The organism is Burkholderiales bacterium, from assembly GCA_023511995.1.
In the GTDB taxonomy this organism is placed as follows: Bacteria; Pseudomonadota; Gammaproteobacteria; order Burkholderiales; family Thiobacteraceae; genus Thiobacter.
In genome coordinates this window covers 15,215-31,627 of the sequence record JAIMAL010000017.1, presented here as the reverse complement: position 1 = coordinate 31,627, position 16,413 = coordinate 15,215, and the positions used below count along the sequence as shown (strand labels likewise).

Here is a 16,413-nt window from a genome sequence, read left to right as displayed (position 1 = left end):
TTGGGGCCGCTAACGGATGATTTCCACGCGGCCGGGATGCCTGGTGCGAAAGAGCTTGGCGGGGCGGCGACTGCCATTGCGGCGGGTGGCGCCGGTTTCCTCGATCAGGTTGCGGGTGAGGATCCACTTGCGGAAATTGCGCTTGTCCAGCCGCTCCGAGCGGATGATTTCGTACACCTCCTGCAGCTCGCCAAGGGTGAATTCGGCGGGTAGAAACTGGAAAGCAATGGTGGAGTAGCCCAGCTTGGCCACCAGCCGCTCATGGGCCTTTTCCACGATCTCCCGGTGATCGAAGGCTAAGGGCGGCAGCGCCCCGTAGGGAAACCAGGCCGCTTCCGTGGCATCCGAGCTGGGCTTGAGCTGCAGCCGGTCGGCGGGGGCGAGCCCATAATAGGCAACGGAAATCACCCGCTCGCGGGGATCGCGGTCCGGACGGCCGAAGGTGTAGAGCTGCTCCAGATAGACGTCGGTGATCCCCGTCTCCTCCTTCAATTCCCGCAACGCGCAGGCGGCGAGGTCCTCCTTGAGGTCGAGGAAGCCGCCCGGCAGCGCCCACTGACCGGCAAAGGGCGGATTGCGCCGGCGCACGAGCACCAGTTGCAACCGCTCCTCGCGGATGGTGAACAGCACCACATCCGTGGTGACCGCGGGATGGGGGTGGGAGTAGCAGAAGGGAGCCACGCCTGTCACAGGTCTGTCATCCGGACCCCGAGAATAGTGTCCGGATTACACTATGTCAAGGCGGACTCAGCGGTACTTGCGCACGAGACCCACCACCACGCCGTAGATTTCCAGGCTGCCGGCGGGGCGGATGGGCCGATAGGCAGGATTGGCGGGTTTGAGGAGAAAGCCTTCGCCATCCCTGTCCAGGAATTTGAGGGTGAACTCGTCGTCCACGATGGCCACCACGATGTCCCCCACCTCGGCGGTGGGGCGGCGTTCCACCACCACGATGTCCCCTTCGCGGATGCCCGCCTCCACCATGGAATCGCCCTTGACGGTGATGAGCACGGTGCGGGAGGGGCGCTCGATGAGGTATTCATCGAGGGTGAGGCCTTCCGGGTTGCCTTCCGCTGCCGGGTGGGGGAGGCCGGCGCGCACGCTTTCCACCCGGGGGCGCTGGAAAAAGCGGGCGGTGGGCTTGAGCCGGCGGTCCGGCGCGGTTTCCAGGAAGCCCGCGCGCTTGAGCCGTTCGATGAGGGCGGCAACCGACGACTTGGAGCGCAAACCCAGGAGCTCGCCCATGGTGGAATAGGCGGGCAGCACGCGGTGGCGGGCGTAGAAATCCTGCAGCTTGGCGAGGTAGCGGGCATCGTCCCCCATGCCGGCATCCTATCGAACGAATGTTCGATCCGTCAAGACTCGTGATGCTGATCGCCGGGCCCGCCGCTTGTCGGCCAACCCAGGCGCTGGCGTGGAACTTGCATGCGTATTTGCGCAGGTTGGGGCATGATCCAAAAGGACCGGGTCGTGTTACGCTAATATATCCCGTGAGGCGGGATGGGGGTCGGCGGGTGCCGACGCAAAAGCAACAACAAAACGAGGAAACGCCAACATGGATGTCGAGATCATTACAGTCATCATGGCTTCGGCCATCATCGTCATGCTCTACTGCCTGTGGCTGGTCTTCAGCCTGAAATCGCGGGTGCCCGGCGGGGTGGTGGGCAAACGCTGGCGGGTGCTCACCGCCATGGTGGTGTTGTTCTCCATCGGTTACGCCGCCATGCCCTTTCTCGGTGAGCTCTCGGAGGTCACGCTCCGGTACGTGGTGGCGCTGATTTTCTTCTTCGGCGCGATCTATGTGGCCATCACCATCAAGCTCATCCATACCGTGATCGAAGAACTGTCGGCTTGAAATGGAACTCACCATGGACCCCCGGCTGGTTTTCGTGCGCACCGCCAAGGGCGAGGAGGAATTCGAACGTCGCAGCCATGGCCTCGCCCACACGCTGCGGCGGGTGCTGATCCTGGTCGATGGCAAGTCGCCGGTGTCCCGCATCCTCGAGCGGGCACTGGGGGTGCCGGACGTGGAGGCGGCGCTGGCCACCCTGGCCCAGGAGGGCTACATTGCCACCGCGGAGGAAGCGGGGCGGCGCGGCCGCGCCGTGGGTGACCCCAAGGCGGAGCTGATCGCCCTGGCCCGTTCCCTCCTGGGGGCGCAAAGCGGGAAGGTGGTGAAAAAAATCGAGGAATCGGGGCAAAGCCCGCAGGAGCTCGCCGCCACCATCGATTCCTGCCGTAAGCTCATCAAGCTCTTCATCGACGACGCGAAGGCGGAGGAATTCGCCCGCCGCGCCCACGAGCTGCTTTTCTCCAGCACCCAGATGGGTCCCTTCTGAGCCTCAAGCGGCCTTCGCCTCGGTGCGATTGCGTCCCCCCCGCTTGGCTTCCAGAAGCGCCTGGTCGGCGCGGGCAAGCGCCGCATTCTCCGACTGATCGTTACGGTTGTACTCGGAAAGCCCGCCGCTCCAGGAGAGGGCGTGCACCACGCCGGGCGCAAGCTCCAGCGTGGCGGGCATGCTGCGGCGCAGCCGCTCGGCCAGTTCCATCGCCCGCTTCAAGGGCGTGTTGGGGAAAATCACGCAGAACTCGTCACCTCCCAAGCGGGCCACGAAGTCACTGGACCGGAGCCGCTCTTTGAGGGCCTTGCCAAACTGGACGATGAGCTGGTCGCCGGCATCGTGGCCATAGATGTCGTTGATCCGCTTGAATTCGTCGATGTCCAGGATGAGCAGACTGGCCGGCCAACCCTCCTTCACCTGCTGGAAAATTTCGTGTTGCTTGGCGTCGAAGCTGCGCCGGTTGTGTACCTGGGACAGATGATCCATGCCCGCCGAATTCACCACGGCCAGGTGCTTGCCCACCGTGAGCTTCGCCAACTGGTACATGACGTGAAAGGCCAGCTGCAGCTCCTCCAACTGCACGTTGTAGGCTTTGCGCAGGCGGTTTTTGCCGAGGTCGGAGAAGAGCTTGGTGAGCGCGGCAAGATCGTCCTGCAGGGCCCGGTTGCCGTAGAAGTAGATGAGGGCCAGCGTCAGAGCTAGGAGCAAAACCAGTCCCGCCCAGACCAGGACGAAACTGGTTTTGAGGTCGGAAAGCAGCCCCCCCGGGGGCGGCGCGGACCAGGTGGCAAGCCGCCAGGGCGTGCCGGAAATTTCCGTGTACCGGGGCGGGGTGATGGCCTTGAGGCCTTCATCGCCCCGTTTGAGCACGGTGACGAAGTGGCCCCCTTCCTCCTGCTGCAGTTCCGCGTAGCCATCGAGGAGGGGGGTGCCGGAGAAAAGGAGCTGGATGTCGCCGAGATCGCGGGCAAGGAGCACGTAGCCCAGCAGGTGGTCGTTGTCCGGATGGCGCACGGGGGCGGAAAAGCGCAGGTTGAGCCGATCCACCCGCATGGCGTCGGGGCTGTCCGGTTTTTGCCGCAAAAGCTCGATGAGTTCCCGCTGGGCGGGGCTCAAGCTCCCGGCGACGGGTTGCCTTCCCGCCGCCTCGTCTTCGCTCAGGATCTGGATCTCCTGCAAGTCCGGGTACAGGCCCCGCAGGGTGGCGACGAGATTCTGACGGGCGGTGTGGTCCCCTTCGGCGAGGACCTCGAGGGTCAGGGGGGAGCGGGCGATGGCGCGGGCCTCCTCGCGCAGGCGGATGGGCAGGTTCTGCAACTGGGCGGCGAGGACGGCCTGGGCATAGGGTGGCGGTTCCCTCTTGAGGTAATGCTGGTGCAGGGAAACCACGGCATGCAGCAGGAATCCCCCCGCCGAGGCGGCCAGGGCCAGCACGAAGAATCCCACCAAAAACAGGCGGGCGAGGGAAGGCTTCATGACGCGCTTCTGCTCCGCTCACCGCTCCGGTCTTGCCGCCGGAGCCCGTGGTTGAGTGTTTTTCCGGCCATGCCGGGCTGTCTCCTTCCCGGGGCCTTGAGCACATTCCGTGCCAGGCGTATAGGGGCCGGCTATTGCCTGCCGGTGCTGCCAAATCCGCCGCTACCCCGTTCGCTTGCCTGGAACTCCTCGACGATGTCGAAGGCCACCCGCACCACGGGAACGATCACCAGTTGGGCGATCCTGTCCAGGGGATGCAGGGTGAATGCCTCCTGGCCGCGGTTCCAGCAGGAGACGAAAAGCTGTCCCTGGTAGTCGGAGTCGATGAGGCCCACCAGATTGCCCAGCACGATGCCGTGTTTGTGGCCGAGCCCCGAGCGGGGCAGGATGAGGCCCGCATAGCCCGCGTTGCCGATGTGGATGGCAAGCCCCGTGGGGATGAGTTCGGTCTGCCCGGGGGCCAGGCATAAGGGTGCCTCGATGGCGGCGCGCAGATCGAGGCCGGCGGAGCCCGCCGTGGCATAGGCGGGCAAAAGCGCCTTCATCCGGGGATCAAGGATTTTGAGTTCGATGGTTTCCATGCCCGGCCTTGACTGGCCTGTTATGGGGAGGCGGTGACGCTATTATGCCCGGCCCCCCCTGTTGCTGGGAATGGAAACCGGCGTGTTCAGCGCGCAGAATTCGTAGCCGCGTACAGGGTTGCGATATGGCAGATGAGGGCGCGGGCGAGCTCGATCTTGGGTCCCGGCGGCAGGGCGTGCACGCCATTGTCGTCGAACAGGGTGAGCCGCGAGGTGTCGCCCCCCACCGCCTCCTGGACCAGGTTTGCCGCAAGCAGCGGCAGATGCTTGCGCCGGCGCTTGAGTTCGGCGAACTCGTGGAGATTTTCGCTTTCCCCGGCAAAGCCCACACAGAAGGGCGGGTTGGGCCGGCTGGTCACGTTGGCGAGGATGTCCGGATTGGGGGCAAGCTCCAGGGTGAGGATGTGGGCATCCTTCTTGATCTTGTGTTCCGACGGGTTGAGGACGTAGTAGTCCGCCACCGCCGCCACGCTGATGAAGATGTCCGCCGTGTCCACTTCCGCGTTCACCGCGTTGAGCATCTCCTGGGCGGAAACGACGGGGATCACCTTCGCGCCCCGCGGGGCTTTGAGCTGGGTGGGGCCGGTGATCAGGGTCACCGTGGCGCCGGCTTCCAGGGCGGCGCGGGCTACCGCATAGCCCATTTTGCCCGATGAGCGGTTGGTGATGCCCCGCACGGCATCGATGGCCTCGAAGGTGGGGCCCGCCGTCACCAGCACCCGTTTGCCGTCAAGGAGTTTGGGCTGGAAGAAGGCCTCCAGGTCCTCGAGCAGTTCGGCAGGCTCCAGCATGCGCCCCATGCCCCACTCGCCGCAGGCCTGCTCGCCGCTTGCGGGACCCAGCACCACGATGCCATCGCGACGGATTTGCTCCAGGTTGCGCTGGGTCGCGGGGTTTTCCCACATCTGCCGGTTCATGGCAGGGGCGACAAGAAGTGGGCACTCACGCGCAAGACACAGGGTGGACAAAAGGTCGTCGGCCCGTCCCTGGGCCAGCTTGGCGAGGAAGTCGGCACTGGCGGGCGCCACCAGGCAGGCGTCCGCATCCCGGGTGAATTCGATGTGGGCCATGCCATTGTCGATGCGGGGATCCCAGAGGCTGACGAACACCGGCTTGCCCGACAGGGCCTGCAGGGTGACGGGGGTGATGAAGCGGGTGGCGGCCTCCGTCATCACCACCTGCACCTCCATACGCCGCCCCACGAGAAGGCGCGTCAGTTCCGCCGCCTTGTAGGCGGCGATACCGCCGGTTACCCCCAGCAATATGCGTTTGGAATCAAAATCCGCCATAATCCGTCCGTTTCAACGAGAACCCTTGCGGCCCCCAACCCGGCCCCAGCCGGGACATCGCTTCCCGGGGAAAGGGGGCTTTCCGCGATGAGGTTCTCCTGCCAACGATCAGGGAGTGATTCATGGCCATTGCCGACTGGCCCGCGGCGGAGCGGCCGCGGGAGCGCCTCATCAGCCAGGGGGCGCAGGCCCTTTCCGATGCGGAACTGCTCGCCATCTTCCTGCGAACCGGAGTTGCCGGCAAGAGCGCGGTGGATCTTGCCCGGGATCTCATCGCCCATTTCGGCTCCCTCAACCGGCTGTTTGGCGCCTCCTATGCCGAATTCCAGCGCCTGCCCGGCCTGGGGCCGGCCAAATACGCCCAGATGCAGGCGGTGCTGGAGCTCGCCCGCCGCGCCCTGGCGGAACGGGCGGAAAAACAGGATGCCCTTTCCTCGCCCCAGGCGGTGCGGGACTATCTGCGGCTGCGCCTGGCCGACCGCCCCCATGAGGTGTTCGTCGCGGTCTTCCTGGACACCCAGAACCGGGTCATTGCCTGTGAGGAGCTCTTCCGCGGCTCCCTCAAGGAAACCAGTGTCTATCCCCGGGAAGTGGTCAAGCGGGCGCTCACTCACAATGCCGCCGGGGTGATCCTTGCCCACAACCACCCCTCCGGGGTGGCGGAGCCCAGCCGCGCCGATGAAGCCCTCACCCGGGCGCTCAAGGAAGCCCTCGCCCTCATCGACGTGCGGGTGCTGGACCATTTCATCGTCGCCGCCGGCACCCCGGGGGTGTCCTTCGCCGAACGGGGCCTGCTGTAGGGTTGGCCTCAGGGCACCACGCGGTCGATCACCACCGTGACTTCCCGCGCCCCCGGTTTCACGGGGGCGCTCACGCCCTCCAGGTCGCCGGGCCGGGGGGTGGCGTTGCCACTTTTGCTGATGCGGGCTCCCACCACCACCTCGCGCGCGCCCGACAGGCGCATTGCGGGGGACATGGCTTGGCTGTCGTCGAGGCGGAAGGGGGCGGGCAGCTCCCGCGCCTTCAGGCGCAGGATGGCGAGAGGCATGCGGGGCCCGTTCACCGCGCGGGCGAAGACGAAGACCGTGTCCTCCGGCGCAACCCGTGCCCGCAGGGATTCATGAAGCCGCACCGTGCCGCTGATGGCGGCCTTTTGCTCTGCGCGGGGGGTGGCTGCTCCGATTTCCTCGAGCTGCTGGCGGACGGTGGCGGCGTCCTCCGAATCCGCCGGCAGGCGGGCGAGGAGGCGCTTCCAGTGGCGGGCGGCGGTCTCCCGGTCGCCCGCCTCCAGCGCCGCGTAACCGGCAAGATAAAGCGCCTTGCCATTGTCCGGATCGAGTTCCAGGGCGCGGGCAAGCAGCGCCTGGGGTCGGCCCGCAAGCCGCTGGCCCTGGGCCATGGCGAGGGCATCGGCTTGGTCGGCGAGTACCTGGGCATCCCGGGGCAGAAGCTTTGCTGCCCGTTCCATGGCGGCGGCCGCCTCCGGGTAACGCTCCAGCGCCATGTAGGCCTTGGCCAGCATGCGCCAGCCGGTGGCATCCTCCGGCGCCTCCTTGAGGTGTTTTTCCAGCGCCGGCAGCAGGGCCTGCACCTGCTGGGTGGGTGTGAGCCCCGTAAGGCGGGGCGCCGTGATGGCCGCGGGTTCTCCCAGCCGCCAGTAAAGGCTCGCGGCGGCCAGGGGAAGGAAGAGGGCGAGGAGGACTGCCGGCCAGCGGGGGAAAAGAGCCGCGGGCTTCCCCTCCCCGGTGATGTCCTGCAAAAGCCGACGTTCCAGCTCCCGGCGGGCGGCCTCGTAGTCGGCTTGGGACAGGGTGCCCGCCTCCCGGTCGGCTTCGAGTTCCGCAAGCTCATCCCGATAGACCGCCACGTTGGCGGCGTCGTGGGGCAGGGAGAGGCGCTGCCCGCGCAGGAGGGGGAGCACGACAAAGAGCACGGCAAGCAGGGCCAAAAGCCCCGCCGCCAGGAGGAAAGCGGTCATGACTGGGAATCCCTGGCGGTGTTTTGGCTATCCAGCAGCGCCCGCACCCGTGCCGCCTCCTCCGGGTCGAGGGGGCTGTCCGGCAGGCTTTGGCGGCGGCGCAGGAGGAAATAGACGAAACCGGCGAGTCCGCCGACGAGGAGGAGAAAAGGCCCGAACCAGAGGAACCAGGTGGTGGATTTCAGCGGCGGCCGGTAAAGGACGAAGTCACCGTAGCGGTCGGTGAGATAGCGTTTGATTTCCGCATCGCTTTTACCTTGGCGCATGAGCTCGCGGATTTCCCGCCGTAGGTCCTGGGCGAGATCGGCTTGGGAATCCGCGAGGCTTTCGTTCTGGCAGACGAGGCAGCGGAGTTCCCGGGCAAGGGCCATGAGCCGCGCCTCCAGTGCCGGGTCCGGGGCCTCGGGTGGGGCTTCCCCGCCAAACGCCGGGGCGACAGCAGCAAGGAGAAAGAGACAGGCGGCAAGCCAGGTCTTCATCGGGACAGCTCCGCCACTAAGGGCAGGATTTTGGTGCCCAGCACCTCCGGGGTCACCGGGCCGATGTGCTTCATGCGGATGATGCCCTGCCGGTCGATCACATAGGTCTCGGGCACGCCGTACACCCCGTAGTCGATGCCCACCCGGCCGTCGGCATCCATCACGCTCAGCTGGTAGGGGTTGCCGAAGCGGGCAAGCCACGCCTGGGCATCCGCCGGCTGGTCCTTGTAGTTGAGACCGACGATGGACACATCGCCGCTTTTCGCCAGGTCCACCAGCACCGGATGCTCCTCCCGGCAGGAGACACACCAGGATGCCCACACATTGAGAAGCCACACTTTCCCCCGCATGTCGGCGGGGGAGAAGGTTTTGTCTGGCGCATCGAGGCGGGGCAGGGTGAAGGCCGGCGCCGGCTTGCCCACCAGGGGCGAGGGCACTTCCCGCGGATTGCGCGACAGCCCCTGCCAGAGGAAGAAGACCAGCACCGCGAAAATGACGAGGGGGATGAGAAAACGCGCCATCAGGCCACACCCCCCGCCAGCGCCTGCGGTGCCGCGACTGCCCCTTCATGGCGGGTGCGGTAGCGCCGGTCGGTGAGGGCGGCGAGCCCCCCCAGTGCCATGAGGAGACAGCCGCCCCAGATCCAGCTCACGAAGGGCTTGTAATAGACCCGCACCACCCAGGCGCCATCCGGCAGCGGCTCGCCCATGGAGACGTAAAGGTGGCGGGTGAGGCCGGCGTCGATGGCGGCCTCCGTCATGGGCATGCGGGAGGCGTTGTAGACCCGCTTTTCCGGCCGCAGCAACGCCACGTGCCTGCCCTCCCGCAGGACCTCCACCCGCGCCTGGGTGGCCTGGTAATTGGGCCCGGTCCTGTCGGCCAGCTCCCGGAAGACGAAGGTGTAGCCGGCCACGGTGGTGTGGTCCCCCACCTTCATTTTCACGTCCCGCTCGATTTCGAATCCCTTCACCACCGTCACGCCGATGATGAACACCCCCACCCCGAGATGGGCGAGATGCATCCCCCAGAAGGCGCGCGGCGGCCTGTTGCGGCTGCCGCGCAAACGCTGCCACACCGCCACGGCGACCGTGGCGAAGACCCAGAAGGCGAGCAGAAAGCCGAGCATGATGAGAGGCGTCCAGTGGCCCAGCACCCAGGGCAGGAGGAGGCTTGTCACCACCGCGAGGCCGAAAGCCCATTTGAGGCGGGTCGCCAGGTCCGGAAGGGGGTGTTGCTTCCAGCGGGTGATGGGCCCCACCCCCATGAGGAAAACCACGGGGACCATCAGGGGCAGGAAGACGGCATCGAAATACGGCGGCCCCACGGAAATCTTGCCTAGACCCAGGGCGTCGATGAAGAGGGGATAGAGGGTGCCCAGCAGCACGGCGCCCGCCGCCACCAGGAGGAGCACATTGTTGGCAAGCAGCAGGGTCTCGCGGGAAAGCAGGGCGAAGCGGCCCCCCACCCCCACCCTGGGCGCGCGCCAGGCGAAAAGAAACAGCGACACGCCGATCACGAGGGCAAGAAAGCCCAGAATGAACACGCCCCGCCTGGGATCGGTGGCGAAGGCATGCACCGAGGTGAGCACCCCGGAACGGACGAGGAAGGTGCCTAGAAGGGACAGGGAAAAGGCGACGATGGCGAGCAGCACCGTCCAGCTCTTGAAGGCGCCGCGCTTTTCCGTCACCGCGAGGGAATGGATCAAGGCGGTGCCCACCAGCCAGGGCATGAAGGAGGCGTTTTCCACCGGGTCCCAGAACCACCAGCCGCCCCAGCCCAACTCGTAGTAGGCCCAGAAGCTGCCCAGGGCGATGCCCAGGGTGAGGAAGACCCAAGCCGCCGTGGTCCAGGGCCGCGACCAGCGTGCCCAGGCCGCATCCAGCCGTCCGGCCAGCAGCGCCGCCAGGGCGAAGGCGAAGGCGATGGAAAAGCCCACATAGCCCATGTACAGCATGGGCGGATGGAACACCATGCCCGGGTCCTGCAGCAGGGGATTGAGGTCGCGGCCTTCCAGGGGGGCGGGCAACAGGCGCTCGAAAGGATTGGAGGTGAGGAGCAAAAACAGCAGGAAACCCACGGCGATGGCCCCCATGACCCCCAGCACCCGCGCCACCAGATCATCCGGCAGGTGGCGGGAGAAGGCACTCACGAAAAGTCCCCACAGGGCGAGCATGAAGGTCCACAGCAGCATGGAACCTTCATGGCCTCCCCACACCGCCGTGAAGCGGTAGTGGAGCGGCAGCTCGCTGTTGGAATTGGCGGCCACGTAGCGCACGGAGAAATCATTGGTGAGGAAAGCGTAGGCGAGGCAGCCGAAGGCAAAGGCGAGGAAGACGAACTGTCCCACCGCGGCGGGGCGCGCCACCGCCATGAGATTGGGAGCGTTGCGGGCGGCGCCGAGGAAAGGCAGGGTCCCCTGCACCAGGGCGAGGAGCAGGGCGAGGATGAGGGCGAAATGACCGAGTTCAGGGATCATGGGGGCCTCAAGGGCGCAGTGTTTTGCCGGTCTGGGCGGCGGCCTTGCGCGCCTCTTCCAAAGAGTGGGCGGCCTCAGGCGGCATGTAGTTCTCGTCGTGCTTGGCCAGCACCTGATCGGCGACGAACAGGCCATCGGCCTTGAGCCGGCCCTGCACCACCGCGCCCTTGCCCTCCTTGAAGAGGTCGGGAAGGATGCCCTTGTAGGTGACGGGCAGGCGGTTTAACCGATCGGTGATGACGAAGCTCACCGTCAGGCCATCGGGCTCCCGCCGCAGGCTGCCTTCCTCCACCATGCCCCCGATGCGGAAGGTGCGATCCACGGGCGCTTCCCCCTTCGCCACCTGGGTGGGGGTGAAGAAGAACACCAGATTGCTTTCGAAGGCGTTGAGCACCAGGGCCGTGGCGGCGGCAAGGGCGGCAAGTCCGGCGGCGATTAGGGCGAGTTTCTTATGTCGGGGTTTCATTTCCGTTTTGGCGGGAAAGCCTGAGCATCTGATTCAAGCGGGCGAGCAAAGTTCTGCGGCGTCGGCCAAGCAGCCAGATCTCGCCCGCAAGACAAAGCAGGGTGACACCATAGGAACCCCACACGTACAGGCCATAACCGCCCATGTGCCAGAAGGCGGACCAACTGCCCCAATTCATGCTTCGCGCTCCAAGACTTCGCGCACCCAGGCGGTATTCTTTTCCCGTTCGAGGATGATGAGGCGGACCCGCGACAGCGCCGCGGCGATGGAATACATCCAGGCGGCCAAGGCCATGAGGAGCATGCCGATCAGCATGATCCTGGCCATGCTGGGCGCCCGCGTGAGACTGACGGAAGCGCCCTGGTGCAACGTGTTCCACCATTGTACCGAAAAATAGATGATGGGCACGTTCACCGCGCCCACCAGGGCGAGGATGGCCCCGGCCTTGTCGGCGCGGCGGGGATCGTCGATGGCGGCGGTCAGCGCGAGATAGCCCAGGTAAAGGAAAAGCAGGATGAGCTCCGAGGTGAGGCGCGCATCCCACACCCACCAGGTGCCCCAGGTGGGTTTGCCCCACAGCGCGCCCGTCCACAGGGCGACGAAGGTGAACATGGCGCCGGTGGGCGCCAGGGCCTGGGCCATCATGGAGGAAAGCCGCGTGTTGAAGGCAAGTCCGATGCCGGCCCAGAAAGCCATCACCAGGTAGATGAACATGGACATCCAGGCGGCCGGCACGTGGATGAAAATGATGCGATAGGCCTCACCTTGGGTGGCGTCGGTGGGGGCGAGGAAAAAGGACACATAAAGTCCCACGGCGCACAGCAGCGCGGCCGCGGTGTAGAACCAGGGGATCATGCGGCCGGCCAGGGGGTAGAAGGTGGCCGGGGAGGCGTATTTGAACCAGTTGATCTTCATCACTCAAGGGCAATACGCAGGGCCGCGGCGGCGACGAAGGGGGTGGCCAGCACGGCCAGAATCAGAAAGGCGCCCAGCAGGGACAGATGTCCTTCCGGCGTCATTCCCATCATGGTGGTCTCCACGGCGCCCGCGCCGAAAATCAAAACCGGAATGTACAGCGGGAGCACGAGTAGGGACAACAACACGCCGCCTCCGCGCAGACCCAGGGTGAGCGCAGCGCCAATGGCGCCGATGAGGGAGAGGGCGGGCGTGCCCAGAAGGAGCGATGCAAGCAACGCCAGCAGCGCGCTTGTCGGCAGGTCGAACTGCAGGCCCAACACGGGGGCCATGAAGGCCAGGGGCAGCCCGGAGACGAGCCAGTGGGCGAGCACCTTGGCGAGCACGATGGCGGACAGCGGAAAAGGAGCGAGCAGCATCTGTTCCAGAGTCCCATCCTGGTGATCGGCGGCGAACAGGCGGGGCAGGGCCAGCATGGCCGAAAGCAGGGCCGCCACCCACACCACGCCGGGTGCAATGAGGCGCAGCGTTTCCCGCTCCGGCCCCACACCCAAGGGGAAGAGGCTGACGACGATGACGAAAAAGATGAGACTCACCAGCACGTCCATCCGCCGGCGGTAGGCAACCAACAGGTCGCGGCGCACGAGGGTGAAGAAGATCCTCATGCCTCCCCCAAGGTCAGCCGGCGCAGGGCGATTTCCGGCAGATCGATGGGCTGGTGGGTGGTGAGGACCACAAGCCCCCCGTCGGCGAGATGGGCGCGCAGGCGGCTTTCGATCAACGCCGCGGCACGGCTGTCGAGGGCGGTCAAGGGTTCATCGAGCACCCAGAGGGGGGCATGGCTCACCAACAGGCGCGCAAGCGCCACCCGCCGCCGCTGCCCCTGGGAGAGGGTCTTGGCGGGAAGGTCCTCGCGGCCGGCGAGCCCCATCCCGGCCAGCGCCGCCCGCGCGGCCTCCTCCGACAGGGAGTCCCCCGCCAGGGTGGCGTTGATGTGGAGGTTTTCCAACGCGGTGAGCTCATCCTTGATGCCATTGTGATGGCCCAGGTAGAAGAGCGCGCCGCGGAAGCGGTCGGCCGCGGCGGCAAGCCCCTGCCCCTGCCAGCGCACCTCCCCGGTGAAAGGGGGGCTCAACCCACACAGGATGCGCAGAAGGCTGGTCTTGCCCGCGCCATTGGGGCCGGTGACGAGCAGGGCCTGTCCGGGAGCGAGGGTGAAACTCAGGCCGGAAAAGAGGGTGCGGCCGCCCCGTTCGCAGGAAAGATCGACGGCTTCCAGCATGGTGAGGAAAACGAAAGAGCGGCACGATACCGCCTCTTGAGGGATTTTGCAAACTTCTGTATAGTTCCGCCTTTTTCCAGCAAGGTAAGGAATCTGCCATGGCGCGCGTATGCAAAGTGACCGGCAAGAAACCGATGGTGGGCCACAACGTGTCCCACGCCAACAACAAGACCAAGCGTCGCTTCCTGCCCAATCTCCAGTACCGCAAATTCTGGGTGGAAAGCGAGAACCGCTGGGTGCGCATGCGGGTGACCAACGCCGCCCTGCGCACCATCGACAAGAAAGGCATCGATGCCGTCCTCGCCGAACTGCGGGCGAAGGGCGAGCGCATCTGAGTGCCGGAATCCGGAGACTGAATCATGGCGAAAGGCGGACGGGAAAAGATCAAGCTCGAGTCCACGGCGGGCACGGGCCATTTCTACACCACGACCAAGAACAAGCGCACCACACCGGAAAAGCTCGAGTTCAAGAAATATGATCCGGTGGCGCGCAAGCACGTGCTGTACAAGGAAGCCAAGCTCAAGTAAGGACCCTCTTCATTTCCGCCCGATTCTTAAGCGGGCGGTTTTTCACGAAGCAAAAAGGCCAACGCGTGGGTTGGCCTTTTTGCTTGAGTTGGGCCCAATTACGCGTAGGCGCGAAGCTGCCGGGCAAAGCGTTGCATGGCTTCGATGCCGGTGGCCTCGGCACGCTGGCACCACTCCTCCAGACGCTTGAGGAGCTCCTCCTGGCTTGCCGTGGAACGCGCCCAGAGGCCGGCCAGCTCCTTGCGCATGGTGTAGATGGTGGCAAGCACGCGGCTCATATGCAGGGCCTTTTCCAGAACTTCCTTTTCCGGTGCCGGCAGCGCCGCCTCATCCAGATGCAGCCACTTGCGGAAGGTCTTCACATTGAGCTCGTGGATGTTGAGCTTGGCGATCTCCTCGCGCAAGGTGGATTTCACGCTCTGCACAAAGCGGGCCATCACCTCGTAACGGTGGGTGAGCACGGCCTGCAGGGTGGCGGCGTCCGCCGCCGTCTTGCCGGGAATGATCTGCGGCTTGCCGGCGACCTTCTTCACCCGCGCCAGTCCCAGCATTTCCAGCAGGCGGATGTAGAGCCAGCCAATGTCGAATTCCCACCATTTGGCGGACAGCTTGGCCGAGGTGGGATAGGCGTGGTGGTTGTTGTGCAGTTCCTCACCGCCGATGATGATGCCCCAGGGGACGATGTTGGTGGAGGCATCGTCGGCAGCGAAGTTGCGGTAACCCCAATAGTGGCCGAGGCCATTGATGACGCCGGCGGCCATGAAGGGAATCCACATCATCTGCACCGCCCACATGGTGATGCCGATGGGGCCGAAAAGGACGACATCGATCACGAACATGATGCTGACCCCGAGGGCGCTGTGCTTGGCGTAGAGGTTGCGCTCCAGCCAGTCGTCCGGGGTGCCTTTGCCGTATTTCTCGATGGTCTCCCGGTTCTTTGCCTCCTGGCGGTAGAGCTCGGCTCCCTGCCAGAGCACTTTGCGGATGCCAAAAATCTGCGGGCTGTGGGGATCGTTCACCGTCTCACACATGGCGTGGTGCTTGCGATGGATTGCCGCCCACTCCCGGGTGATCATGCCGGTGGTCAGCCAAAGCCAGAAGCGGAAGAAGTGGCTGGCGATGGGATGCAGATCGAGCGCCCGGTGGGCCTGGTGACGGTGCAGGAAAATCGTGACCGAGGCGATGGTGATGTGGGTGAGCACCAGGGTGACGGCCACGTAACCCCACCAGGGCATTGAAATCAAACCAGTGAACATAAAATGCAGAACCTTTACGGAAATGACGGAAAACCCATTGTACCGGATTGCTTCAAAAAGACAACTAAGTCTTTTTTTCGGACTCAGTGGGCAGGATGCGGATATCGCGGTGGGGATAGGGAATCTCAATCCCCTCCGCCTTGAATCGCCGCCAGATTTCCAGGTTGAGTGCCGAGCGCAGGTTGAGCTGGCCTTCCTCCGGATCGGCGATCCACACCACCAGCTCCAGATTGATGCCGCTGTCGGCAAACTCGCGCAGGAAGGCGGCGGGCCCCGGTTCCCTGAGCACCCGCGGATGGCTGCGGGCCACTTCGACAAGGATGGCCATGGCCCGTTCCACATCGCTGCCATAACCCACCTGCACCGGCAGGTTGATGCGCAGTTGGCGGTCGCTGAAGGAATGGTTGATCACCACCGAGGACACCAGGGCCTCGTTGGGGATGATGGCCTCGGTTCCATCCGTGGCGCGCAGGACCGTGTAACGGGTTTTGATCTCGGTGACGGTGCCGTAGCGGTTGTCGATGGTCAGGAGATCACCGATGCGCACCGAACGGTCGAGGAGGATGATGAAGCCGCTCACATAGTTGGCGGCGATCTTCTGCAGGCCGAAGCCGAGGCCCACGCCCAGGGCGCCGCCGAAGAGGGAGAGAAAGGTGATATCGACGCCGGCAAGGGGCAGGGCGATGACCACCGCGATGACGATGAGCACGCCCCGCGCCAGTTTGGAAAACACCAGCCGCAGGCTGTGATCCAGCGCCTCGCTCCTCATCAGCCGGTTTTCCAGGATGCGGCCGAGATAGAGGGCGATGAGCAGGGCGATGACCACCGCCAGCACGCCCTGCAGCACGAGGAGCAGCGAAATCCTCTGCCGACCAATGGTAAAACCGATGTCGTCCATCACCGCCACCACTTCCTGGGTGAGGCCGGTGAGGTGAAGCGCGAGTCCCACCAGCACCGTCCAGGTGACGGCATGCTCCACCAGGCGCAGCACGCCACTGGGCACGAACACATAGCGCAGCAACTGGGAGGCCACGCGCATCAGGGTGAGGGCGAAAAGCAGCGGGATGGCGACGTTGAGCAGGGTCGGTGCAAACCAGGTCTTCAACAGCGCCTTGGCGGGCAGAAGCAGCAGCACGGCGAGGGCGGGGGCCGCCGCGTGGCGCAGGCCGAGCAGGGAGGGTTTGCTGGGATCCGGCGGTGCTAGACGGCGCTTGAGTGCGCCGGCCAGCAGCCAGGCAAGGGCCACCGCCAGACCGATCACCGCGGCCTGCCAGAGCATGGCCGGGCGGTCGAGATCGGCCAGCGCCTCAAGCAACAGGTTATGGGCTTGCTGGGTGCGGTTCATG

21 protein-coding genes are annotated in these 16,413 nt (G+C 65.4%); 5 read left to right on the top strand and 16 right to left on the bottom strand.

Features of this window, described 5'->3' with window-relative positions; genetic code table 11:
- Positions 1 to 9 precede the first annotated feature (9 nt).
- Positions 10 to 681 (bottom strand): NUDIX hydrolase, encoded by a 672-nt coding sequence (locus K6T56_09560; GenBank protein MCL6556593.1) that lies wholly within the window; start codon positions 679 to 681, stop codon positions 10 to 12.
- Positions 682 to 747: 66 nt separating this feature from the next.
- Positions 748 to 1,323, bottom strand: coding sequence for a LexA family transcriptional regulator (locus K6T56_09555; protein MCL6556592.1), 576 nt, complete (start codon positions 1,321 to 1,323; stop codon positions 748 to 750).
- Positions 1,324 to 1,555: 232 nt separating this feature from the next.
- On the opposite strand from K6T56_09555, the gene K6T56_09550 reads away from it, so the two are divergent.
- The gene (locus tag K6T56_09550) at positions 1,556 to 1,855 is read left to right on the top strand and encodes a hypothetical protein (GenBank protein ID MCL6556591.1); all 300 of its coding nucleotides are present in this window, start codon (positions 1,556 to 1,558) and stop codon (positions 1,853 to 1,855) included.
- 1 nt (position 1,856) lies between these two features.
- Positions 1,857 to 2,339 carry a hypothetical protein gene (locus K6T56_09545; protein MCL6556590.1) on the top strand — a complete coding sequence of 161 codons (483 nt, stop codon included), beginning with the start codon at positions 1,857 to 1,859 and terminating at the stop codon, positions 2,337 to 2,339.
- A 3-nt stretch (positions 2,340 to 2,342) separates the two neighbouring features.
- On the opposite strand, the gene K6T56_09540 is transcribed toward K6T56_09545, so the two are convergent.
- The 3 genes from K6T56_09540 to coaBC form a co-directional block, all read right to left on the bottom strand.
- Positions 2,343 to 3,818 (bottom strand): GGDEF domain-containing protein, encoded by a 1,476-nt coding sequence (locus K6T56_09540; protein MCL6556589.1) that lies wholly within the window; start codon positions 3,816 to 3,818, stop codon positions 2,343 to 2,345.
- 131 nt (positions 3,819 to 3,949) lie between these two features.
- Positions 3,950 to 4,399 (bottom strand): dUTP diphosphatase, encoded by a 450-nt coding sequence (gene dut / locus K6T56_09535; GenBank protein MCL6556588.1) that lies wholly within the window; start codon positions 4,397 to 4,399, stop codon positions 3,950 to 3,952.
- A gap of 86 nt (positions 4,400 to 4,485) precedes the next feature.
- Positions 4,486 to 5,688, bottom strand: coding sequence for a bifunctional phosphopantothenoylcysteine decarboxylase/phosphopantothenate--cysteine ligase CoaBC (coaBC, locus tag K6T56_09530; protein ID MCL6556587.1), 1,203 nt, complete (start codon positions 5,686 to 5,688; stop codon positions 4,486 to 4,488).
- A gap of 122 nt (positions 5,689 to 5,810) precedes the next feature.
- Between coaBC and radC the strand changes: the two genes are divergently transcribed.
- Positions 5,811 to 6,488: a DNA repair protein RadC gene (radC, locus tag K6T56_09525; GenBank protein MCL6556586.1), complete on the top strand. Its 678-nt coding sequence runs from the start codon at positions 5,811 to 5,813 to the stop codon at positions 6,486 to 6,488.
- A gap of 8 nt (positions 6,489 to 6,496) precedes the next feature.
- On the opposite strand, the gene ccmI is transcribed toward radC, so the two are convergent.
- The 9 genes from ccmI to ccmA are packed head-to-tail and all read right to left on the bottom strand — an operon-like array spanning position 6,497 to position 13,284.
- Entirely contained in the window at positions 6,497 to 7,666 is a 1,170-nt protein-coding gene (gene ccmI, locus K6T56_09520; GenBank protein ID MCL6556585.1) for a c-type cytochrome biogenesis protein CcmI, read from the bottom strand.
- Positions 7,663 to 8,145 (bottom strand): cytochrome c-type biogenesis protein CcmH, encoded by a 483-nt coding sequence (locus K6T56_09515; protein ID MCL6556584.1) that lies wholly within the window; start codon positions 8,143 to 8,145, stop codon positions 7,663 to 7,665. Before K6T56_09515 ends, ccmI begins: the two co-directional genes overlap by 4 nt.
- The gene (locus tag K6T56_09510; GenBank protein MCL6556583.1) at positions 8,142 to 8,666 is read right to left on the bottom strand and encodes a DsbE family thiol:disulfide interchange protein; all 525 of its coding nucleotides are present in this window, start codon (positions 8,664 to 8,666) and stop codon (positions 8,142 to 8,144) included. Before K6T56_09510 ends, K6T56_09515 begins: the two co-directional genes overlap by 4 nt.
- Positions 8,666 to 10,621 (bottom strand): heme lyase CcmF/NrfE family subunit, encoded by a 1,956-nt coding sequence (locus K6T56_09505; protein MCL6556582.1) that lies wholly within the window; start codon positions 10,619 to 10,621, stop codon positions 8,666 to 8,668. Before K6T56_09505 ends, K6T56_09510 begins: the two co-directional genes overlap by 1 nt.
- Before the next feature lie 7 nt (positions 10,622 to 10,628).
- Positions 10,629 to 11,087, bottom strand: coding sequence for a cytochrome c maturation protein CcmE (gene ccmE / locus K6T56_09500; protein MCL6556581.1), 459 nt, complete (start codon positions 11,085 to 11,087; stop codon positions 10,629 to 10,631).
- Positions 11,071 to 11,265, bottom strand: coding sequence for a heme exporter protein CcmD (ccmD, locus tag K6T56_09495; protein MCL6556580.1), 195 nt, complete (start codon positions 11,263 to 11,265; stop codon positions 11,071 to 11,073). Before ccmD ends, ccmE begins: the two co-directional genes overlap by 17 nt.
- A complete protein-coding gene (gene ccmC, locus K6T56_09490) occupies positions 11,262 to 12,002 on the bottom strand; it encodes a heme ABC transporter permease CcmC (protein MCL6556579.1) in 741 nt (246 codons plus the stop codon). The genes ccmD and ccmC overlap by 4 nt, the downstream gene beginning before the upstream one ends.
- Positions 12,002 to 12,667 (bottom strand): heme exporter protein CcmB, encoded by a 666-nt coding sequence (gene ccmB, locus K6T56_09485; GenBank protein MCL6556578.1) that lies wholly within the window; start codon positions 12,665 to 12,667, stop codon positions 12,002 to 12,004. The genes ccmC and ccmB overlap by 1 nt, the downstream gene beginning before the upstream one ends.
- Positions 12,664 to 13,284: a cytochrome c biogenesis heme-transporting ATPase CcmA gene (gene ccmA, locus K6T56_09480; protein ID MCL6556577.1), complete on the bottom strand. Its 621-nt coding sequence runs from the start codon at positions 13,282 to 13,284 to the stop codon at positions 12,664 to 12,666. Before ccmA ends, ccmB begins: the two co-directional genes overlap by 4 nt.
- A 98-nt stretch (positions 13,285 to 13,382) precedes the next feature.
- Between ccmA and rpmB the strand changes: the two genes are divergently transcribed.
- Complete coding sequence (gene rpmB / locus K6T56_09475; protein ID MCL6556576.1) at positions 13,383 to 13,619, top strand: 50S ribosomal protein L28; 237 nt, start codon at positions 13,383 to 13,385, stop codon at positions 13,617 to 13,619.
- A gap of 24 nt (positions 13,620 to 13,643) precedes the next feature.
- Positions 13,644 to 13,811: a 50S ribosomal protein L33 gene (gene rpmG / locus K6T56_09470; GenBank protein MCL6556575.1), complete on the top strand. Its 168-nt coding sequence runs from the start codon at positions 13,644 to 13,646 to the stop codon at positions 13,809 to 13,811.
- 98 nt (positions 13,812 to 13,909) lie between these two features.
- On the opposite strand, the gene K6T56_09465 is transcribed toward rpmG, so the two are convergent.
- Together K6T56_09465 and K6T56_09460 are read right to left on the bottom strand one after the other, a co-directional pair.
- Positions 13,910 to 15,067, bottom strand: coding sequence for a fatty acid desaturase (locus tag K6T56_09465; protein ID MCL6556574.1), 1,158 nt, complete (start codon positions 15,065 to 15,067; stop codon positions 13,910 to 13,912).
- 64 nt (positions 15,068 to 15,131) lie between these two features.
- Positions 15,132 to 16,412 (bottom strand): mechanosensitive ion channel, encoded by a 1,281-nt coding sequence (locus K6T56_09460; GenBank protein ID MCL6556573.1) that lies wholly within the window; start codon positions 16,410 to 16,412, stop codon positions 15,132 to 15,134.
- Position 16,413: the final 1 nt, after the last annotated feature.